This is a genomic window from Paenibacillus sp. JNU01 (assembly GCF_059130585.1).
The window spans coordinates 5204748-5227618 of record NZ_CP169723.1 but is presented as its reverse complement, the minus strand read 5'-3'; the positions used below and the strand labels follow the sequence as shown (position 1 = coordinate 5227618).

The window sequence follows — 22871 nt, the reverse complement described above, 5'->3', positions numbered from 1 at the left end:
AGTAACCTTATTTGGACCAAAACGAGTCTAAGAGGATCAAAATCTACCCAAATTAACTAAATAGCGTGTCTACGATTCGTTAGATTTATCAAATGCATCAATTCAACTGAATAGCGTGTCCTCTGTTCGTTAGAAAAGAAATAGGGCTGTCCCCTGCTCATTTTCATGAACAGAGGACAGTCCAGCCTGATACGCCCGCTCTTACATCCCTAATTACGGATCTTCAAGCGATTATACATACATTGTTCAAGTGAGAACTTCAATCTAGAATGACTCTTGTAATGCATAGCAAAAACCGCGATCCTCTAACACACTGAGGATCGCGGTTAAGACAGTTACAAATAAAGTTTAAGGCTCAATGCCCCATACCAGGTTTCCACCTTGATAGAGTGTTACCTTGTTCCAATCCTGATAGGATGTTTTTGTTGGATCGAAGGAGTAATCATTCGTCTCGTCAAAGTTGGACCAGTCTGTTTTGTACATGCGAAGCTGGATATCGCCAGTCTGTCCACCAGCCTGAATGCTGCCAGCGCCGGCTGTGAAGCTCAGCTCTACATACGAGTCTGTGAAGGTGCGCTGAATATTGGCTCCGCCAACTTGAGCGTAATCAATGGCTGAATCCATTGCAGCCGATCCTTCTTTGGAGAAGTAATACCGGATCTTCAGATCACTCAGATTCACAGCAGTACTGCCCAGATTTTTAATGTTGAAATACGGTTTGATCTGGCTGTCCAGCGCATTGGTATCTCCAGCACGATATTGCAGGACAAGATCACTTGTCGGTACAACGACACTTTGAGGTGTCGCGGAAGCTACAGCAGAATTGGCACTTTGCCCTGCTGTGTTCACTGCACTTACCACATAATGATACGTTGTTCCGTTCGTCAGGGAAGTGTTGGTGTATGACGTACCACTCACATTCGTCGCGATTGTTGTGAACGGACCTGCTGCACTCAGCGCCCGTTTCACATTATAACTTGCTGCACCTGTAGAGGCAGTCCACGTCAGACTCACCTGTGCATTACCTGCGGTTGCTGTGAGCGCAGTCGGTGCAGCTGGCGCCGTTACCCCTGCAACCGGTGTAGCAATTGCTGTGGCAGAATTAACACTTTCACCTACAGCATTGGTTGCCGTTACCACATAATAATAGGTTGTACCATTGATCAAGCCAGTATTGGTGTAGGATGTTCCACTCACATTGGCTGCGATCGTTGTGAATGGACCTGATGCGCTCAGTCCCCGCTTCACGCTATAACTGGTTGCACCTGCAGAAGCCGTCCACGTCAAGGAGACCTGAGCGTTACCGGCAGTAGCCGTCAAAGTTGTGGGTGCAGCCGGAGCTGTATTACCTCCCGGAGGATTGCCTCCACCATTACTTGCAGGCAGCACAGGGAATGAGTTCTTCACCAGTGCCACGAATTGATCATGGAACCAGTGACCCGATACCGGAGCATTGGGCAATGCACCTGTTAGTACACCATCCCGAGTGGTGAAGGTCGGATCACACATCCGGTCGAAACCTTTGCCTTCGTTATTCGGAATTTCGGAACTGGAGCCATCGGATTCACCTGGAGGTTTCACCCAGACATAAGCATCCAGATGCGCTGGTCCTGGCGCTGCCTTAGGGACTTCCCCTATGCCAGCTCCACTGGCATTACACCAGTTCCCCCGATGCTCCCGGCGATCTACACGTCCGGAATTTACATAATCGTTGATGTTGCTGCCCGTAGCCGATGTTGGACGGTCTACCCCGCCCCAGCCGTTCCGGCTAGTATCGATCAGGAAACCTGTGCTGCTTGGCCAACCGGCTTGTACGAAATCGGTATACAGCGCGGCGGTGAAATCGGTTTCGTCAAAATACGGATTCCACTCATAAAACTTGGCTGATTTAATCGGTTGTCCACCGATATTGAGATCCGGGTTGGACAGGTTCGGTTCTCCCAGCGGTGTGGTATTCGCTGTATTCGTAATGAAGCCATCTGCACTCTGCAGACCTGCCGCAGTATCATTTACTACGTCCGTATACAACGCAACTGCTGCAGAACGGTTGTTATCCCATCCAAGCCAGCCGGAGTGACCGATATCCAGATAGTTGTACACATTCGGAATGGCGTGCAGCTTGTCCAATGCATACTTCACACCGGCCTCATAGATACCTGTTGAGCTGGCTTGACCACAAGCTGGTGTACTCAGGTTGGTCACAAGGTTAGGCAGACTGTCCGGTTCAATGACAGCGATAATGCGAATATCCTTATACTTCGGATCTGCGAAGATATCTGCAATCACATCAATATAATCCGTTTTATACGTCTGTAGTGCAGCCTGTGTTAGTGGAAGTTCACCATTCGAAGCAAGGGCATGACAATCCCGACCTGGCAAGTTATAGATAACAAATGAAGCCGTTATTGGTGTCCCGGGTTTCTTTTGGGCAAGAACAGCATCGAGATGTTCCTCAACGCTTTTGCGACCCGCATTGTCCGTACCGCCATAGATCGCAGCAATCCGGTCAATCCACACTGCGGTTGGATACGATTTGACCGTCTCCATCTGTGCCTTCAGCGATGCATCATTGGTCAACGCAATGGACGTATCCACAAGAGCCGAATAGTCCTCATTCAAATAAGCTGTTGCCCCTACAAATGGATTATCCACATGTGCTTCAGCCGCCTGAGTCAGGCCCGGAGACATTCCCGGGAAAATCCCCGCCGCCAGCAGTGTTGCCGCCAACATTTGCTTTACTCCTTTGCGCAGGATCTTCTTACCTCTTGATCTGGTTTTCAATGTAGTCTTCATAGTTCCACCTTTCCTTTAGTTAGATTGGGTTGTACTCATGTCTGATCCTCTGTGTCATGATGATGCTTAGCACGAAGAGAACGTTCGGATGAGTTGGTTGTATCACCTCCATAAGAAATGGTTGTATAACTGGAAACTTGATCAAACAAATTGTGTGAGGGTGAACCATGAGAATGAGTATAATGTGGTGGGTGTGGGTGATTGTGTGTTAGACATGAAGAAGTGTGGATATGGATTTACAGGATACTTGAATCTTTCGCTTCGGTAAGCGCTTTCTTTAAGCGGTTTAAAAAAAGGCCATCGCCTGCCCATCTACAAACTTGATGTTCGGTGTCACCTCCTTATGTATGATTATACGACATGTAAATATTACTGTAAATTGAATTAAATAAATTTAATTATATTTTTTTCCATAATTCAGGCAGGAATCTGGACACCCCTTGCCCCTAATCACACCAGAGGCTCATCCTGGCCTTATACCACAATGAACCTCGTGTTGATCAAGGTCGAATTTCACCCGTTTGTCTAGGGCAGAACAACGACATCTCCCGGTTTTAACCCACTTACCACTTCCGTCTTGTCCCCCGATTCTATTCCAGCCTTGATGGTCAGCGGCTCTGTCAGTCCGTTCCCTTTGTCTAACAGGACGTAAGGTTCGGTCTGATCCCGCATGATGGCCAAGCTGGACACAACCGTCACTTTATCCTTACGCATCGTCTCGATATCGCCTTCCAGACTCACGCCTCCATACATCCTTGCATCCGGCTTCAGATCAATGACCACGTCAAACTGGGAAGCCTGCTTGAGGTCTGTATCGGTACTCTTCCGGGCGAACTTGGACACCTTGCTTACCTTCCCGGTGAATTGCAGGTCTTTCTGCGCTGTCATTCGTACCTTAACCGGCATTCCCACCTTAAGTCTGAACATCTCTTCTTCGCCAACAATCGTCATGAATTTCAGTTTGCTGATATTGGTAATGGACCCGATTAGCTGTCCTTCCGTCACTGCACGTGTCTTGCTGTCCTCTTCATTCATCTGAAATATACCGGAGGCGGAAGCATACACAGTGGACTTGCTCATCACGGCCTGCTTTTTCTGTATCTCCTTCTCCTTCAGGACCAGTGCTTTTTGATTCAATTCATACGTCAGGCGTTTGGCTTCCCGGTCCGCAAATGCCTTCTTGCGCTCTTCTTCCGTCACGCCAAGCGGTTCGCTCATATTCGCCTGATCCAGGCTAACCTGATTCATCTTATTTTCAAGCTGGGCTTTCTCCAAATCGCTCTGCAATTGCTCGACTTCCGTTTGTAACGTGGACGTGTCGAGTGTAAACAGGATATCCCCCTTGCTCACCTGCTCACCACTTTTCACATGCCACTGCTGGATGTTCGAAGCATATGGAGCATAGATATCCGTCTGATCGGTATATACGGATTTCCCTTTTACCTGAATCGTTTGCGTCATCGTTTCTTGTGTAACATCAAACGTAATTGGCGGCGGGATCTCAACAGGTGCCTCCGGTTTTGGTTTGTACTTTTCATACAGCCAGTACCCCACACCTGCCAAAAGTACAACCGTGATGATGATTTTAATCCATTTCTTCATGTGCCCAATTTCCCTTTCGCTGATAAAATTACATTGATTTGATCACAGTTAATGCGTTGGTCCGCGATGCGCTAATTGCCGGATATATCCCCGATACAACACCGACCAGCACAGCAAACACGATGCCGAGCGGCAGAGCGGACTGCTGAATAACCACGGTCATCGGACCACTGACCTGATCTGCCATCTGACTCGCGAGCAGACTGTTCACCCCGTCGAGGGCAGCAAAAGCAATTCCAACACCTGCCAAGCCGCCCATTAATCCAAGCATCGCTGCTTCCGTAATAAACATCTGGCGGATCTGCCACAGATTCGCCCCCAGCACCTTCATTACACCAATCTGCTTGCGCCGTTGATGCGTAGACATGATCATCGCTACAACAATGGACAACGAGGCCAGCAACATGATAAAACCACCGATGCCCAATGCCGCTTGTTGATACATCGCCAGTTGGCCAGCCATTGCTTCCTCTTGGAAGAGATTGCTCTGTGTATTTAACGTCAGCTTCTGGATCTGTTCTTCAACCTGGGATACATAGCGTTTATCCTCCACTTTGACCAAGGCTGAGTTCAGACGCTTGGCTGCACTACTATCCGCCTGTTGCAATCCAAGCTCATCCTGCAATGCACGTGCTGTGTCCAGCGGCAGATATACTTTTTTGTCGCCCTGAGCACTCATCTCATCCATGTTGGAAGGTTTCGTAAGCTCGCCTGATACACGTACAGAGCCACTCATTTTGGTTTTACTCGCATCCGCATAATCTTCATATCGGAACTGGACACGCTGCTGAACCAACTGATCCTGCTTGGATGACATTTCCGTATACTGCTGCAGGAGCTCATTGTTATATGGATCAGCATTCAACTGCTCGAATAACTTCTGAGTTACTTTCGGGTCTACAAGTCCGAATGCGGCCCCATAGCTGGTCACCGCCATACGACCATCCTCCGCCGCACGTCCCTCGGCATATTTATATCCGAACCCGCCCAGGGTCTGCAGCTCCGTGCCAATAACTTCAACGTATGTACTGCGACCATCCGGAAGCACCATCTCCAACGAATCCAGCTTTAACATGGGTGCCACAGCAACCACATGGGGAATTCTCTGAATAATCTGAATCTTCTCCAGCGTCAGCGCACCGCGTTCAAATGTCGAGCTCTGACCGCCCCCCTTGCCGTTCCCCGTACGTATGCCTTCATTGGGCGTAATTGTGATCTCATCCATCTTGTAATTGTCGTTCAATGTTTTCTCGCTATAGGCCTGTACGGACTGCCCCACGCTAAGTGCAATGATCATGGCGGCAGAACCGATGGACAACCCCATCATGCACAGCAGCGTGACCATTTTCCTGCGAATGATCTGTCCCCAGGCCATACGTGCTACATCCCGTATTCTCACATTTCCTCTCCTTTTGCCTCAAACTTCCCTTACAGCCTCTTCAACCAATATTCCATGTTGCAATGTAAGTACAACCTGCATCTGTTCCGCGACTTCTGCTTCATGCGTCACAATAACAAAGGTGGTATTCAGCTCCCGGTTAAGCTGCTGCAAAATTGCAATAATCTCTTCCTCTGTCTCGGTATCCAGATTCCCGGTAGGCTCATCCGCGAAGATCACCGAGGGTTCGGTAATGAGTGAGCGTGCAATACTGACACGTTGTTGTTGACCGCCCGACAACTGGGACGGGAACAAGTTTGCTTTTTCACTTAGTCCAACCTGATCCAATAGTTTCAATGCTTTTGCTTTGCGTTTCGAAGGGCTGATCCCCATGAACACCAACGGTAACTCTACATTTTCCCGAATCGTGAGATTGGACAGCAGCTCATACGACTGGAAAATAAATCCGATATGACTGCGCCTGAACTCAGCCAGGCGATTCTCACTGAAACGAACAATATCTTGTCCCGCAATCAGAATCCTGCCTTGATCCGGCTTCATCAGCCCCGCCATCAGATTCAGCAGCGTGGACTTGCCTGAACCTGAACTGCCCAGCAGCGCCACCATCTTGCCTTCTGCAATCGTCAGGTTGATGTCTTGAAGCACCGGTACGATTCCCTGGCTATTACGGAACGAGTGGGATAATTGATCAACTTGAAGCATTACTGCATGTCTTCCTTTCTACTTGCCAAGTATGTACAGAGGTTGTTCAAAAAGTCCCATTTTCTCGAGACGGAAACGGGTCTTCTATGAACATGTATGTATGAATTCGCGTAGCACATTCCCTTTTATTATAGGGTGGAGATGTATCCAGGCTGACCGGAGTTGTATCCAATTTGTAAATTGTCATAACAAAAAGACCTTGTCCGCATGGGAGCTGTCGCCAGCCTCATCCAGACCAAGGTCTTATCTTATACCTTCCATAGCTTACCAGGCTCTGAAACTAAAGCGGTACATTTCACTTTTATCCATGGTGCTTCCTACTGCAAATAGTTCGTCATCATTCCATCTGAGTTTGATGAAGCTATCAATATTACGGTAGATCACCGTATCTGACGAAAGCTTGCTGTCATTCAGATAGGCAATATGCAATTCATTCTTCTGATTCTGATTATCCATTGGCAAAAAATAAGCAATTCGCGATTGATCTGCATCCAGTTCGAAGCTCCAGATGGACCCTTTCAGGACCAGTTCATATTGCTTCTGTTCTGCGCGATACCGATATAATCCCTGCACCTTATTGATCGTTCCCTGGATGAGCATGTCCCCGTTCTTCAGTAACTTGTACTGTTGAATCTCTTCCATTGCCGCATATGCCTTCACTTCATGCGCATCCTCAAGCGACACACGATATATGGCATAGTTTTCTTTCAGCATCACCAGCATATAGAACTGCTTCAGATCTTCACTGACCTCAAAGACATCCATAACGATAAATGTATCACTCGATCCTTTTTCTTGTCCTTGTCCTGTTCCAGCAAACATGCCCATCAGCTCATCATGCGTGTAGATGGTCTGACTCGTTCCCTGCTTTAGATCGACTTGTTTGAATAAGAGATCATCCTGACCGATGTAGGATTCATTCCCTGTAAACACTCTGTAATACGAGTTATCGTTCGAAAGTTTGCGACGTTCCCCGCTCTGAATCATATACTCATACGTCGTCTTCTGCGCTTGACCCGCCCGATATTGGGAGTATATCAACTTCTTGTGATCCGGGCTGATGACTACACCGTAATCCGTATTCGTTGCAATATTTTTCACTTCATTATCATCCAGATGCAGGAGAGACAGCCGCAGCCCTGAATAGGAAGGTTCTGGTTGATTTAATATAATTGTATTTCGGTCTACCACTTCAAAATCATAGATTGCGAAGTCATTCGGAATCTTTGTTGCCGACTCGACTTGAATCGTACTGCTGGGCGGCGGCGCCAGACGGCTGTTGAATTGCTCGCTTGGCATAATCACCGTTCTTGGTTTGAGATTCCCCATACTGAACAGACTGCCGATTCCGAAAATTCCACTGACAAATGCGATTAACAGCCCCGACAACATCAATTTGTCACGGTGCTTTCGCCAGAATCCTGGATGTCTCATGCGTTCATTTCCCCCGGAAGACTGATATTTACTTGTGTCCCTTGCCGCATGATGCTCTTCATCTCCACTGTTCCTCCATGACGCTCCACGATGTTCTTCACAATAGACAAGCCCAGTCCTGCGCTGCCCTTCTCCACCCTGTTGATTCCTTTATCCTGGTAAAAGGGTTCAAATACATGCTGGAGTGCTTCAGCTCCGATTCCTTCCCCCTGATCACGAATCACAATAGCGATAGTCTCACCTAACCGGAAGGATTGTACTTCAATGATTGAATTGACATCACTATATTTAACCGAATTATCCAGAACGTTGAGGAATACCTCCTTCAGCTTGTCCCGATCTCCCTGTAGATACTGATGTTCCTCCAGCTCATAGTGAATGCCTATATTGTACTTGCCCGCCTTAATCGACATGTCTTCACAAGCTTCACGAATAACATCCGATACATCGATACGTTCGAATCGGTACGCCTGAATGACCGCAGAGGAGACCGAGACCTCCAGGATATCCGCAACCATCGTGTTGAGACGCTGGCTTTCCTTGATAATATAATTCATGCCTTTGTCAAAAAAATCCTGATCGGTAAATCCGTTATCCCGCAAAATCTGGGCGTATCCCAGAATGGTCGTTAGTGGTGTCTTCAGTTCATGTGTCACATTGTCAAAAAAGACTTTGCTTCGCGCCTGTACTTGATTCACTTCGTCCCGTTCTCGCTCAATCACATCAATCTGCTCCCGCACACGATCAATCATGATGGTGAAGCTTGAAGCCAGTTCACCAATCTCATCCTTAGTGGTTATCTGAATGTCTGCATTCAAACTCCCCTGAGCCACTTCCGCAGAACGTTTCGTGAGTACACGGATAGGTTGGGTGATTTTCCGGGAAATAAAGATGGAGGCGATAAATACAAATACGAAAATCACCGCCGCGAACAGTTTGATCGTATTTTGAAAACGCAGGTTGCGTTTGAACAAATCCGTGTAATCCTTCTCCATCTGCACAATTCCGATCAATTGTTGATCCATCTGAAGCGGAAAGGACAGACTGGAGGTGACCCGACCTTTATCCACAACTGTGGTATACGCGATCTTGGATTGTATGGCCGCCTTCACATCAGGATGGTCAGACCGCATAGCGACATTAGCTTCACTGCCAGTAGATCCGTATGGTGAAGCATCAGGGCGATATACGGTAATTTTTCCGCCAACGGCTGAACCAATCTGCTCCGCAAGCTCGCGGCTTCCTGCTTCGAGCGAGTCTCTGCTCATGCGTTTGTTATGAATCAGGAAGTACTGATTCAGCGCGATATCCAGATTTTTCTTCGATTGCACCATGTCCTCATGCACTTCCCGGTACATATTCTCCTGTGCCACCTTATTGGACAGAATCAGCAGAACGGAGAATCCGATAAAGACGATGACCGAGAAGAGCACCACCATTTTGAACTGGATGGTCCACTTCATGTCTGCACCTGAATATTCAGCTTATACCCTACACCAAATACAGTCTCGATCATCGAAATGCCCTGCACACCACTATCCAATTTCTTGCGAATCCGTTGTATATGAATATCCACCGTTCGGGTATCTCCTGCAAAATCAAATCCCCATACCTTGTCCAGCAGTTCAGAACGTGTATGTACCTTACGATGATGGGTCACGAGAAATAACAACAGGTCATATTCCTTATTGGTGAGTCCTGCGCGTTCCCCGTCTTTCCACACTTCCCGTTCATCCTTGCGAATCTCAATATGCTTGCCAAGCCTGACCACCTCATAGGACTGATTCTCCAGTGTCTCGCTGATGAGATCAATCCGGCGAAAGATCGCCCGAATGCGCGCAACCACCTCACGGATATCAAAAGGTTTCGTGATATAATCATCTGCCCCAAGCTCCATGCCAAGTACCTTGTCCAGCATGTCAGACTTCGCAGTGATCATGATGACGGGTATCTTGGAGTTCACAGACAGTTGCCGACACACATCAAAACCGCTCATATCCGGCAGCATCAGATCCAGCAGGATCAGATCCGGCTTCGAATCCCGAAGCAGATTCAACCCCTCTTTACCCGTAGCTGCTTCCTTGATCTCAAATCCTTCCTTGCGTAACGAATAGGACAAAATATCTCGAATGGACTCCTCGTCCTCAATAATTAAAATCTCTTTTGGTCTCATGATACCCTCGTAATCTCCCTGCTCTATGGATTTCATCTGCCTATATTTTGTATCCCAAGCCTTGTGCTTGAATAGAGGGAAGCACGAAATGTTACAACTTCGATACAACTCTGAACCGTTTGGAAACAACCTCCCGATATACTTGGATCATAAGAGACTCATACCAGACCGGACCCAAGCCTGATCTGTATCCAAGGGGGATTCACATCATATGAACACTGCACAAATCAACGATGCTTATGTCAACTATAAATCAGAAATCACACGGTATCTATCCCATATCGTCAAACAGCCACAAGACGCAGAAGATCTGGCTCAGGATTGCTTCATTCGACTGATGAATGTGACCGTAGATATCCCTGAAGATCGACTCCTCTATTATCTCAAACGGATTGCCCGAAACCTTGCCATGGACAGTTTCCGCAGGCGAACCCGTACACTTAAACGTGACAGCCGTCTGGAGGTACCTACCCATCACCTCGACACACCCCAACTTGAAATTAATGAAGGCGTTCATGATCTTGTCTCCCATATCAACAACACGGAACACCGAAAAATATTAGAACTTCGCCTCATCCACGGATACTCCATCAAGGAAACGGCAGAGCTGGTGAATCGCAGTGAAGGCATGATTAAGTCTTCTGTCTTCCATGCCGTCAATCGAATTCGGGCCAAAGTCATCTCATAGAGATGGCTTTTTTTATGCAAAATCAACAGTGACGCCGGATGGGAGTGTTAAGACAGGACCAAAATACCTATGGATATGTCAAAAGACCCAATTTTACAAATATCGAGTTAATTTTTACAAATTGTTATGACTATGTGAGATTTTCATGTGGTAGAATATGGACGAACTCATGAATTAACTAATATCTGGGAGGGATTTGGTTGGGTAAATTAACAGGTATGCGCGGAGTATTTCTAAAATCACTCCTCGCATTGTCCATGGCTTTGCCGCTTCAGATCGGATTATGGAACGGAGATGCATCGGTTCATGCGGAAGGACCGACAGACCCGGCACCATTCATCCAAGCGAAGGTTGTGAACCAAAATGCAGGCAAGAAAGTATTGTTCGACAACTCACACGGCCAGACGGCTGGAGCAGCAGACTGGGTCATCGATGGAGGTTTCTCTGACTTCGGGAATGCACTCGCGAATGATGGTTATTATGTCAAAGAACTTCGCAAGACGACTCCATTTACCTATGATGATCTGAAAGAGTATAACGTATTCGTTATTGCAGAGCCTCAAATTCCTTTCAAAACATCCGAACAGGCAGCACTCAAACAATATGTTGAAACAGGCGGCAGCATCTTCTTCGTTGGAGATCACTATAATGCAGACCGTAATAAAAACCGCTGGGATGGCTCTGAAGTTATCAACGGCTATCGTCGTGGAGCATTCGAAGATCCAGCCAAAGGCATGAGCACAGATGAGCGTAATTCTGAAGCCATGCAAAACATCACCAGCTCAGACTGGTTGTCCGATAATTTCGGCGTACGATTCCGCTATAACGCACTTGGCGATATCAATGCCAATATCATTGTACCGGCAGATCAAGCCTTCGGCATCACAGAAGGTGTGTCGGCTGTAGCCATGCATGCCGGCTCAACCCTCGCAATCACTGATCCGGAAAAGGCAAAAGGCATTGTGTACCTGCCAAAAACCAACGCCAAATGGAACAACGCGGTGGACCAAGGCGTATACAACGGCGGCGGGATCGAAGAAGGTCCTTACGTAGCCGTATCCAAGCTTGGAGCTGGTAAGGCTGCCTTCATCGGTGACTCCTCTCCAGTAGAAGATGCATCGCCTAAATACTTGCGTGAAGAGACGGGCACACGTAAAACAACCTATGACGGATTCAAAGAAGTCGATGATGCCGTATTGCTCGTGAACACGGTGAACTGGCTTGCTACACAAGAGAACTACACGGATTTCACTCAAGTAAACGGACTTGAACTGGATACAGCTACAGCGCTGTTGCCATTCGAAGAGCCGGCTGCTTCTACAGAACCACAGGCTGAACCTTGGGCCGCACCTGCTGCCGGATACAAGTGGTTCGATCGTTCCACGTTCAAGGCTGGTTCTTACGGCGGCCCTGCATCCAGCGCAAATGCTTCTTACAGCTTCGTGAAACAGGATACGCTTCCGAATGCAGAAGACTTCCAGATTCGTGTCGTTGTGGAGAACATGGCTCCAAACACAACCGTATCCGGTTATAGTGCTGGTATCTATCTGACTGGCGGAACACAGGTAGCCATGATTCAGAATGAAAGTGGTACTTGGCCGACATCGTACGGTTACAGCTCCACATTCAGTGTAACCTCGGATAGCCAAGGTCGCGGGATCAAAGATCTGAATGTACGTATCAAACCGGGTACAACTGGCGCTGCAAGCCTGCGTCTCCGTCTGAACGGCAGTAACCTGATTACCAATGCCGTGACTGTTGGCAATGTGCCAGCTGAACAGCTTCCGGAAGAAGAAGGACCGATTCCAGCAGCGATTACCGTTGCTGAAGCACGCACCAAAGCTGTCGGTACTACCGTAACCATCGAAGGTGTTGTAACGACAGAACCAGGTGCATTCGGTGGACAAGCCTTTTATCTTCAAGATGAAACTGCCGGAATTTATGTCTTCCAACACACAAGTGGTTTTCATGCAGGTGACACGGTGAAAGTAACGGCAGCAACAACCATCTATAACAGCGAGTTCGAGCTTACCGACATCGTTGCGATTGAGAAAACAGGTACGGCTTCCGTACCTGCTCCAATTGAAGTTACAGCCATTACAGATGCGAACCAGGGTCAACTGGTTCAATTGAAAGATGTAACGATTGAGAATATCATCAGTGCTACACCGGCTGGATCTTTCGAATTTGACGCAGTGGCTGCGGACGGAGCAACTACACACATCCGTGTAGACACCCGTACAGGTGTGACAGATACTTCCTTCCCTTATACTGCTGGGGACAAAATTGATATCACAGGCGTTTCTGCTATTTTCAAAGACGTATATCAATTGAAACCTAGAAGCTTGAATGATTTTGTACCTGCTGAAGATCAAGGTGGAGGCGAACAGCCTTCCACTCCAGCTGCAGAAGCGCCGGGTAAACCGGTGCTTTCTTCTGATAATGGATATACGACTGGCTTGTTCGAAGGTTCGTATAACGTAAGCATGAACCTCTGGTGGGGTGAAAATGGTTCCGAGTACAAACTGTATGAGAACGGTGTTCTGATTGATACGCAGAAGTTGACTGCGGCTACACCTTCTTCACAGTTTGCTAAAACGGCCATTACTGGCAAAACGAATGGCACATATACTTACGTTGCCGAGCTGACCAATGACAAAGGCACAACACGCAGTGACGTGCTGACGGTACAAGTAACGAACGCCTCCCCTGGCAAAGCAACATTGTCCCAAAACAACTGGGATGGTGATGGCAACTACAGCGTATCCATGAACCTCTGGTGGGGTACGAACGCTACCGAATACCGTCTCTATGAGAATGATGTATTGATTGATACACAAACTTTGAAAGCCGCTACACCCGCTTCTCAAAGTGCGTTTACGGAATTGTCCGGTCGTGCTAACGGAACATACACGTACCGCGCTGAGCTGATCAACGCCGCAGGCGTGACCAGCACAGAGACCATTACGGTTCAAGTAACCAAAGCGTTGCCATTGGCTAGCTAGGTCTCAATAAAGAAGCCTGACTTTTAACCAAGCTACTAAAAAACCGAAACCAACATTGCCTGATTCAGGGCAACCTGGTTTCGGTTTTTTTTAGTTGAGCAGAGGAACATCGGAATACTTTGACTTATACGGTACCAATTCACTCATGACGCTAAAGTGACTTGTTACTTATGAATCTCAGGGGCTGACGCTCTTGGGATCGTGGGCTTCTCGGCTCATTGCCTCGTGCGCTTATGTATTGGGAATTTCACGTGATACCCTTCCCCCTTAACGCCGCTAACAAATCTGACAGATCTTATTTAGCCATTCTGGCCGAATTCTAAGGTCTAACGAACTTCAGTGTCGCTATTTAACTATATTTCCGCTCCAAGAGGGTTAATTCAGGTTAAACGCAACAAATAGCGTCATTACGATTCGTTAGAATTCCATTGACGTATGTTACCAAATAAGGACTCTCAAGTTCGTTAGATCAGCTCCTGCGACGCTACTTTGGTTACATATTGTAAATGCAATGCAGAACGTGGATTCATTTCAAACGTTCCGGCACATATCCATTTCTAACAAATAGAATGCTGTTCCATACCGCAGAACAAGCGGCCACGGCGATGATACTGATGACAAAAATCAAGTTCATGTGTGTAAACGTATAAGCGCTTCCCGTGAAAATAATCAGGATTGCACTGAGTCCAATATTTTCTCTGTTATGTTTTTTAAACTTCTGAAAAACCATTCTGTAGAGTAACAGGAGTACCATAAACCCAATCCATATATATTGAAATAATTCCATAGGTCACCTTCCTTTTGAAAAACTGATTACTTGTAATGGTTATCTATGAGGAATAATGATTAATATCCTTAATTGCCTTTATATAGGAATCTATTAATACTACATGTCATTGGAAATTAATTCAATCCTCGGTCTGCATATTCTTTGAACATCTTTATTCAATAATGATCAGCACGGCAATAAAACATTCTGTTGTTGATTTGCAGACACAAAAAAAGACTATCCCTAGCCATATTTCTGGCAGCGAATAGCCCTCTCCTCTTACTCTATCGTCTAACCTTACTTAATTATCTAATATACTTTATGGCACCACTATCTAATATGCCTCGTAGCCCCACATTAGCCTACACCAGCTTCTTACGAATATACCCTGAGATCAAGTCGATAATCGTGATCATCACGATAATTCCCAGCAGGATTATACCTACTCGCGGCCAGTTCCGTGTGCTAAGTGCAAAGATAAGCGGGGTTCCAATCCCCCCTGCTCCAATTACGCCGAGTATGGTCGCAGAACGTACATTAATCTCGAAACGATACAACGTATAATTCAGGAACCCAGGCATCACCTGCGGCAGGATGGCGAACCACAACTGCTGCATGCGATTGGCTCCAGAGGCAAGCAACGCCTCAGATGGGCCATAGTCGATATTCTCGACTTCATCTGCGTACAATTTGCCCAACATGCCGATGGAGTGTAATCCAAGGGCGAGTACCCCTGCGAACGAACCTGGGCCTACGGCCTTAATGAACAACAAGGCCATAATAATCTCAGGGAACGTGCGGATGAAGCTGAGTACCATTTTCCCTGCACCCGAGATGGAACGATGCCCACTCATATTGCGGGCAGACCAGAAAGCAAACGGGATACAGAGTACTGCCGAGATTACGGTACCCAACACGGAAATCGCCAGTGTATCGAGCAGTCCCCGAAGTAGGTCTTCTCCCTCTGGCAAGTATACAAAATCCCAATCCGGTGAGAATATTCCGGCTACAATAGCCTTCATAATCTGGGCAGCAGTTTCCTTAAAGCCAGTGAATGGTACACCGGCGAGAGCCCAGATATATACAAGGATCAGCAGTAACACAATGACCCAGCGTAGCGGGTTCTTCCGTGGTTTTGGCCGGATGCGGCTTGTTTCATTTTTCATCATAGCAATTTCTCCCGCAGCTTAGTACTTACATAATCAATGACCAGAACAATGACGAGGGTAAACAGAATGATTACGCTGGTCTTGTCATACTCCAGGAATCCAAGTGTGGCCTCATAATAGAGTCCAATTCCTCCGGCTCCCACCAGTCCGAGAATGGCAGCAGCACGTATATTAATTTCGAAGGCATACAGCACATAGGATGTGAACTGAGCAGCCAATTGCGGCACCACGCCATATACAATGAGCTGAATCCGGTTCATACCGACAGCCGTCATCGCTTCCAGCGGCCCCTGATCAATGGTTTCCAGCGTCTCATACGTGAGCTTCGCAATCAGACCAACCGAGAACACAGCCAGTGCCAAGATTCCGGGGATTGGACCCAGACCAAACACAGCTACAAATAGAGCAGCAAGCAGCAGATCCGGTACAGTCCGAATCAGGTTCAGCAGAAAGCGCGCCGGATAATAGATCCAGCGACTCGGCATCAGGTTACCGGCACAGATGATCGAGATCGGGATTGCAATAATGGCACCAATGGTTGTTCCGATCAGGGCCATTCGGATCGTTTCCAGCATGCCTTGCACGATATTATCAAAGTAACTCCACCGGGGTGGGAACATCTCCTTCAGCAGATCCAGCATGTTGGGAAAACCTTCAAACAGCTCCGTGAAGCTGGCATCCGTCTGCTTGGCACTGGCCCACAGAAGGAGCAGAATGATCACTAGGGTGAGCAGATGTTTCGTACGCCCAGGCGGTTTCGGGCGATTCACAACCTGAGCCGGGCTGGAACCAGGTTCCTTCCCCACTCCGCCTACATTCTGAAGTGGAACGTTGGACTGCCCCTTCATACCACAACTTCTCCCTGCTCATGCACAGCCTGCTTGTCCAGCAATTCGTCAGCCAGGATCGGTCTGCCGTATATTTCTGCAAAGCGATCATCCGTTGCCTCTTCCACCGGGCCGTCGAATACGACCTCGCCTGCTCGCAATCCGACAATCCGGGTCGCATACTCTCTCGCAAGATCAATAAAGTGAAGATTGACAATCGTGGTAATCCCAAGCTCCTGATTGATACGTTTCAAGTCATCCATAACCTGCTTCGTTGTAAGCGGGTCGAGTGATGCAACCGGTTCGTCAGCCAGAATGATTTTTGCTTCCTGTGCCAGTACACGGGCAATAGCCACACGCTGCTGTTGTCCACCGGATAGCTGATCTGCACGGGAATAGGCTTTCTCCGAGATGTTAACCCGATCCAGCGCCGTAAATGCAAGTTCAATATCCTCTTTGGGAAAACGACCCAGAATGGTACGCATGGTGGAATGGTATCCAACGCGTCCAGCAAGTACATTACGGAGTACACTAGACCGCTTCACCAGATTGAAGCTTTGGAAAATCATGCCGATGTCACGTCTGATCATGCGTAGCCGTTTGCCTTGCGCCTTCGTGATGGAACTTCCGTTAATCAGAATCTCGCCCTCACTAATGTCGTGCAGCCGATTAATGGATCGCAGGAGAGTTGATTTACCCGCACCCGACAGACCCACTACAGCAATGAATTCCCCCTGCTCAAATTTTAGATTAATATTATCCAGGCCCTTGGTGCCGTTAGCGTAAGTTTTGGTAACGTTATGAAGCTCAATCATGGCAATAATCCTTCTTTCATTCATAATGATCAACCATACCTAAGTCCTTGCTATAATGGCACAAGCCAGCGCAGCGTAGATCACGCTGAACTGGCCTGTCCATTGCTACGATTAAGCTGTTCCCATCCAAGAGAGCGACTACAAAGTGAACAGATCCCGAACTACTTTTGGATCCAAATTATTCACCTTTCACTTTTTCGCCATACTGACGAACGATCTCAAACTTGCTATCATCGGATTCTACATAACCTTCATGCGTATAGATTTCTTTGATGATCTGGTGACCTTCCGTATCTTTACCGATATCGATGAAGGCTTGTTTGATCTTCGCAGTCCAATCGGCATTCATGTCTGTACGAACGGCAATGGTATCGTTAGGAATAGGCTCAGTGAACGCCAGTACACGTGTATCTTCAAATACAGTCGGATAGTCTTTGGCTACCGTGTTGCGGGCATCCTGGAAAATCGCTGCTGCATCAACGTCACCGTTCAATACAGCGATCACACCTTGGTCATGACCTTTCAACGTTACAGGTGTTACATCTTTTAATGGATCAATGCCTCTGTCGAGCAACAGACCTGCTGGCCATACATAACCTGCGGAAGACGTTACGTTTTGGTAAGCGACTTTTTTACCTTTAAGGTCTTCAATGGATTGAATCGGCGAATCTTTCTTCACGATAAACATGGATTTATAGGAATCCGCCAGTTGCTCTGTTGGAGCTCCAGTCTCATCATTTACACCAAAACGTTGTGCTTGCAGAATAACTTGTGCAGCGCCTTTTTCTTTCGCCAGTACATAAGCTGTCGGAGGCAAGAAACCTACGTCTACTTTGTTGGAAGCCATGGCTTCAATAATTGTATTGTAGTCGGTGGATACGCTGACTTTTACCGGGATGCCCAGTTTGTCACCCAGCAACTTCTCGAGCGGTTTTGCTTTGGCTTCGAGCGTATCTGCATTCTGGGAAGGAACAAATTGAACCGTCAATTCCGTTGGCACATAACCTTCGACAGGCTTCTCTGTCTCTGCCGTCGCCGTGTCGGATGCATTCGAACTCGAATTCTCTCCGTTAGCCGAACCAGTTGTACTACTAGACCCACAAGCACTCAGAAACAGAACCAAAATCAACAATGGTAAAAATAAAGCAGACTTCTTCAAACGAACACCCTCCAAAGAGTTTCTATTTTTCAGTACTTGTCTACTATAATTGCCAAATATTTGCGCGATGTGAAACGAAATTTGGAGTTTTGTAAAGTTTCCTGTCAGGCTGTCAGCGCGACTTGTAGTCTGTTAAAATAGGCTCATTATGGTTGAAGATATGGGAAGAACTTATATATTAGAGGAGATTGTAAAATGACATCCATACACCCTACGGCAAGCTTCGATATTCTGTATACCAGTGATCTGCACGGGGCAATTCGCCCCATTCATTACAATACCAATGCGTACCGCCCGGCTGGGCTTGCCTTGCTGGCTTCCCTGATTCGTAAGGAACGCGAACGTTCACCTGAACTGATGCTGGTGGATAACGGGGATCTGCTGCAAGGATCACCCTTGGCCTCTTATGCAGCTTCACAGATTTCCAACAACGAAGGGCATCCCTTCATCACAGTATTGAATGAACTCGGATATGATGCTGCGGTAATGGGTAACCACGAGTTCAACTATGGTCAGGATCTGCTGCGCCGAGCAGTTGAAGCTTCCAACTTCCCTTGGCTGTCAGCCAACATTGTTCATGCTGAGCACGACAGAGCCAATGAATCAGAATCTTCGAGAGATCTTCCAACAGGTGCAGCTCTACCAGCCTTCGGCCCTCCCTATCTAATGAAGACACTCTCCTCCGGTGTTCGAATTGCACTCTTGGGTGCAACGACACATTATATCCCGAACTGGGAGCATCCGAAGAATATCGAAGGTCTGCAGTTCCTTGATGCCTTGGAGACCATTCGTACATGGGTTAACTATATACGCGAGCATGAACAACCAGATGTAATGGTTGTCAGTTATCATGGCGGGTTTGAGAGTGATTTGGAAACAGGAGAGCCTGCCGAACGGTTAACTGGAGAAAATCAAGGCTATGCCATCTGTCGGGACATTGAAGGCATCGATGTGCTGCTTACCGGACATCAGCATCGTCAGCTTACCGCTACTATCCATGGTGTAACCGTCATTCAGCCGGGATTCAGCGGAAATGGTGCGGGGCATGTATCCGTTCAGTTGGAGCAATCATCGTGCGGGAAATGGAAGATTACAGATAAGAAGGCTCGGTTGTTACTTCTGGATGAACATAATGAGGTCGAACCTGATGCTACAGTTATGAAGCTTACGGACGAGCTGGAAGCTGAAGCACAAGCATGGCTGGATCAACCGATTGGCGAGGTTGCTGGGGATTTGTCCATCTCCAATGCAACGGCTCTGCGGCTTAAGGCGCATCCTTTTATTGCTTTTGTACATCAAGTGCAGATGGAAGCGACTGGAGCGCAGCTCTCCAATACCGCCATGCTAAGTGAAGAAGCCCGTGGTTTCGGGAGTCACATCACCGTACGGGACGTGTTATCCAACTTTATCTATCCTAATACTCTGACGGTGCTGGAGCTGAGTGGTCAGGATGTCCGGGAGGCGTTGGAACAAACGGCACGTTACTTTGAAGTAAATGCTTCTGGCGAGGTGACAGTCAATCCGGCTTATATGGAACCCAAACCTCAGCATTATAATTACGATATGTGGGCTGGTATGGAATACGAGTTGGATATCTCCCAGCCTGTAGGTAGTCGAGTTGTGAAGCTGGAACGTGAAGGCAAGCCAATGGACATGGATGGCATGTACTCTGTGGTGATGAACAGCTACCGTGCTGCTGGCGGTGGAGATTATGCGATGTATCCAGGTAAAAAAGTGCTGCACGAAGGCGCGACAGATATGGCCGCACTGGTAGAGGATTACATCCGCAGACACCAACCGTTAACAGTGGAGCAGGCGGATAATTGGCGGGTTGTTGGTCGTAAGGGGTAATGACTGCTACTGTCGATGGACTCGGGTAAGTAATTTCGAAGGATTTAGAAGGATTTAGAAGGATTTAGAATGATCTAGAATGATTTAGGAGGGTTTAGGCGGCTTTAAAAGATTTGGCATACAAGTTAGCGTGTGAGCTGCTTGCGGCTTGTAGGCCTGTTTCTTGTTTTAAGGCTGCTCGTAGGCTTTTTTCTTATTCTAAGGAATTCAGGGAGTCTTATTTGTGCTCCCTCCCCTCATTAATAATTTTTAAGGAACACCAGACACGCTATTTCTTAAAAATCTGACGATTAAACGCGATATACGGCTCAAAATCTCTAAATAGGGCGTCTCAGGTTCCTTAGATTTCCGTAGTTGCTCCATACTCCTGAATAACGTGTCTCCGATTCGTTAGTGCTCATCCCTCTGCGCCTCCCTCTGCTCACACCGTAATTGTAAGCGAGTGGGACTAGCCACCCCCTCGATGCTTAAAAGGGGCGTCCCGTCATATTCATGACAATGGGACAGCCCCTTCTTCATTTTTACGATATTTAAGCTGTAGGACTTCTCAATCTGCTCCTACTTTACTGTAACCAATGTGCCGCGCTCATCTGCTGAACGTATCTCGGCTTCAATTAACTCAAGCGTGCCTGTTGCACTCTCTGGTGTACATACAGATACAGGCGTGCCCATGTGAACAGACTGGATAAAATATTTGAGTTGGTGATAATATCCCGAGTCGGGTGACAGCTCCGCGACGAAACCAGGACCATGGTTGGGATTTACTTTTAGCTCTCCATTCTCAAAGACCAGGTTCCCCTGCTCCAAATTCACCCGATACGTCATCGAGAACCCGTAGTCTCCCCCCAACGTCCAGTCGGCTTGGGCATTCAGCACTTTTCCATCAGGATACACATAATTGGTAGACACGGTATCATAGCCGCTTCCCGGAATAACATTACGAGCGAGCGTGGATACTTGATCCGGTTTGCCAAACACCCAGTGAATAATATCCGCATCATGAATGTGCATATCTAATATGCAGCCCCCGCTTTTCTCCCCATCCAGGAACCACTCTTGAGGCAAACCCGAACCGCGGAAGAAATAACCTGCGTTGACCGCTCCATAACGACCATCTTCTACTACGGATTTTAGATAGGCATAGGCTGGCCAGAAGCGTAAACATTGCCCAATCATCAGTGTTTTTCCTGTCGCTTTGGCGGCTTCTGCCATCTTCCAGCCTTCCGCCGAATGGCGCGCAACCGGTTTCTCACACAATACATGATAACCTTTCTCCAGCAATGAACATGTTAATTCAGCATGCAATGGTGTGGGCAGCGTAATATCAATGATATCCAGTTCCTCTTGCTCCAGCATCGCGTCGATATTGGCGTACAAACGATAAGGTGCGAGATCATATACCTCTTGCTCTGTTGCCATATTACCGGCTGCTTTACCGTGCTTCAATTTCTCTATTCTCAGATCGCAGATGGCTACCAATTCCACGGGTTCCCCTTCGGAGGCAAGGCGTACATAGTTGTCAAAATGCATACGTCCCATAAACCCAAAACCGATCAATCCCACTTTTAACATATTTCTACCTCCCATATCAAAATAGAATGAATATCCCAATAAACGTTGTTATCCGAATTTATTACTGAGAACGCCCAAGAATGGCATCCATCGCTTTGGATGTATTGAATATGATCTGCTTCGAATGATGAGCGTAAGGCGGAATCATCTCCGCGGTCACGTAGTTGTCGTAACCAATAGCCTGTAATGCCTGCATCACCGCCGGATAATTCACATCTCCAGCCAGCAGATCCACAAATCCATGAAGCCCTCCCGCTTGACGACGGTAATCCTTGAAGTGCACCTTTTTGATCCGATGACCCAGAATGCGAACCCACTGCTCCGGGTAACCGTTCTGCACGACATTGCCCACATCGAAATACGAACCTATATACTCTGAGCCAAAAGAATCAATAAAGGCACGCAGTTCTAACGGTGATACCAAAAACTTGTTCCATACGTTCTCAATGCCAATGGATACGCCTGCACTTTTCGCATACGGCAGCAGGTGCGCAAGGGCTTCTTGCGCCCGTTCATAAGCAACTTCATAATCCGTCACTTCGCTGTCTGGAATGAAATCCACACCAACCGCGCCCGGAATGACCAAAATGGTATCCACACCAAATGCCGCGGCAAGTTCCAACTGTTTTTTACACACATCCAGTGCTTTCGTGCGAATCTCCGGACGAGCGCTCGTCATCGGGTAATCCCAGTACAACCCGGTTGCAAGTCCCGCGATTTCGAGTTCAGCTTCCTCCAGACGTCCCTGAATGTCACGAACCTCCTGATCTGTGGCAGACAGACTCAGTTCACCTTCTGCATTAAGGGATAGTTCAATCCCCTCAAAGCCAGCTTGCTTCGCCGTCTGAATACAATCCGTAATAGAGGCATCTCCTGGAAACGACCATATATTAATCCCTTTTTTCATCCGAAT

The 22871-nt window shown here is 47.5% G+C and carries 17 protein-coding genes; 3 read left to right on the top strand and 14 right to left on the bottom strand.

Annotated elements, in window-relative coordinates; genetic code table 11:
• Positions 1–348 precede the first annotated feature (348 nt).
• The 7 genes from NLBNIHML_RS22700 to NLBNIHML_RS22670 all read right to left on the bottom strand — a co-directional run bounded on the left by NLBNIHML_RS22700 (position 349) and on the right by NLBNIHML_RS22670 (position 10103).
• Positions 349–2793, bottom strand: coding sequence for a glycoside hydrolase family 6 protein (locus NLBNIHML_RS22700; RefSeq protein ID WP_494352831.1), 2445 nt, complete (start codon positions 2791–2793; stop codon positions 349–351).
• A gap of 525 nt (positions 2794–3318) precedes the next feature.
• Positions 3319–4395 carry an efflux RND transporter periplasmic adaptor subunit gene (locus NLBNIHML_RS22695; protein WP_494352830.1) on the bottom strand — a complete coding sequence of 359 codons (1077 nt, stop codon included), beginning with the start codon at positions 4393–4395 and terminating at the stop codon, positions 3319–3321.
• A 28-nt stretch (positions 4396–4423) separates the two neighbouring features.
• Positions 4424–5794 carry an ABC transporter permease gene (locus NLBNIHML_RS22690; protein ID WP_494352829.1) on the bottom strand — a complete coding sequence of 457 codons (1371 nt, stop codon included), beginning with the start codon at positions 5792–5794 and terminating at the stop codon, positions 4424–4426.
• A gap of 18 nt (positions 5795–5812) precedes the next feature.
• Entirely contained in the window at positions 5813–6496 is a 684-nt protein-coding gene (locus tag NLBNIHML_RS22685) for an ABC transporter ATP-binding protein (RefSeq protein ID WP_339239975.1), read from the bottom strand.
• Between the two features lie 264 nt (positions 6497–6760).
• Complete coding sequence (locus tag NLBNIHML_RS22680) at positions 6761–7930, bottom strand: hypothetical protein (RefSeq protein WP_342572003.1); 1170 nt, start codon at positions 7928–7930, stop codon at positions 6761–6763.
• A complete protein-coding gene (locus tag NLBNIHML_RS22675) occupies positions 7927–9393 on the bottom strand; it encodes a sensor histidine kinase (RefSeq protein WP_339239973.1) in 1467 nt (488 codons plus the stop codon). Before NLBNIHML_RS22675 ends, NLBNIHML_RS22680 begins: the two co-directional genes overlap by 4 nt.
• Complete coding sequence (locus NLBNIHML_RS22670) at positions 9390–10103, bottom strand: response regulator transcription factor (protein ID WP_253430918.1); 714 nt, start codon at positions 10101–10103, stop codon at positions 9390–9392. The genes NLBNIHML_RS22675 and NLBNIHML_RS22670 overlap by 4 nt, the downstream gene beginning before the upstream one ends.
• 211 nt (positions 10104–10314) lie before the next feature.
• Between NLBNIHML_RS22670 and NLBNIHML_RS22665 the strand changes: the two genes are divergently transcribed.
• A complete protein-coding gene (locus tag NLBNIHML_RS22665; RefSeq protein WP_339259133.1) occupies positions 10315–10791 on the top strand; it encodes an RNA polymerase sigma factor in 477 nt (158 codons plus the stop codon).
• Between the two features lie 218 nt (positions 10792–11009).
• Positions 11010–13796, top strand: coding sequence for a DUF5689 domain-containing protein (locus NLBNIHML_RS22660; protein ID WP_472479346.1), 2787 nt, complete (start codon positions 11010–11012; stop codon positions 13794–13796).
• 526 nt (positions 13797–14322) lie between these two features.
• On the opposite strand, the gene NLBNIHML_RS22655 is transcribed toward NLBNIHML_RS22660, so the two are convergent.
• The 5 genes from NLBNIHML_RS22655 to NLBNIHML_RS22635 form a co-directional block, all read right to left on the bottom strand.
• Positions 14323–14583, bottom strand: coding sequence for a hypothetical protein (locus NLBNIHML_RS22655; RefSeq protein WP_339259132.1), 261 nt, complete (start codon positions 14581–14583; stop codon positions 14323–14325).
• Positions 14584–14927: 344 nt separating this feature from the next.
• Positions 14928–15734: a phosphonate ABC transporter, permease protein PhnE gene (gene phnE, locus NLBNIHML_RS22650; protein ID WP_494352828.1), complete on the bottom strand. Its 807-nt coding sequence runs from the start codon at positions 15732–15734 to the stop codon at positions 14928–14930.
• The gene (gene phnE / locus NLBNIHML_RS22645) at positions 15731–16582 is read right to left on the bottom strand and encodes a phosphonate ABC transporter, permease protein PhnE (protein WP_342572000.1); all 852 of its coding nucleotides are present in this window, start codon (positions 16580–16582) and stop codon (positions 15731–15733) included. The genes phnE (NLBNIHML_RS22650) and phnE (NLBNIHML_RS22645) overlap by 4 nt, the downstream gene beginning before the upstream one ends.
• Positions 16579–17376, bottom strand: coding sequence for a phosphonate ABC transporter ATP-binding protein (gene phnC / locus NLBNIHML_RS22640; protein ID WP_494354743.1), 798 nt, complete (start codon positions 17374–17376; stop codon positions 16579–16581). Before phnC ends, phnE (NLBNIHML_RS22645) begins: the two co-directional genes overlap by 4 nt.
• Before the next feature lie 178 nt (positions 17377–17554).
• Positions 17555–18550 (bottom strand): phosphate/phosphite/phosphonate ABC transporter substrate-binding protein, encoded by a 996-nt coding sequence (locus NLBNIHML_RS22635; RefSeq protein WP_494352827.1) that lies wholly within the window; start codon positions 18548–18550, stop codon positions 17555–17557.
• Between the two features lie 180 nt (positions 18551–18730).
• Between NLBNIHML_RS22635 and NLBNIHML_RS22630 the strand changes: the two genes are divergently transcribed.
• Positions 18731–20386 (top strand): bifunctional metallophosphatase/5'-nucleotidase, encoded by a 1656-nt coding sequence (locus tag NLBNIHML_RS22630; protein WP_494352826.1) that lies wholly within the window; start codon positions 18731–18733, stop codon positions 20384–20386.
• 558 nt (positions 20387–20944) lie between these two features.
• On the opposite strand, the gene NLBNIHML_RS22625 is transcribed toward NLBNIHML_RS22630, so the two are convergent.
• Both NLBNIHML_RS22625 and NLBNIHML_RS22620 read right to left on the bottom strand, forming a co-directional pair.
• Positions 20945–21958 carry a Gfo/Idh/MocA family protein gene (locus NLBNIHML_RS22625; protein WP_494352825.1) on the bottom strand — a complete coding sequence of 338 codons (1014 nt, stop codon included), beginning with the start codon at positions 21956–21958 and terminating at the stop codon, positions 20945–20947.
• Between the two features lie 61 nt (positions 21959–22019).
• On the bottom strand, positions 22020–22865 hold the full coding sequence (locus NLBNIHML_RS22620) for a sugar phosphate isomerase/epimerase family protein (protein WP_339239966.1): 846 nt from the start codon (positions 22863–22865) through the stop codon (positions 22020–22022).
• Positions 22866–22871: the final 6 nt, after the last annotated feature.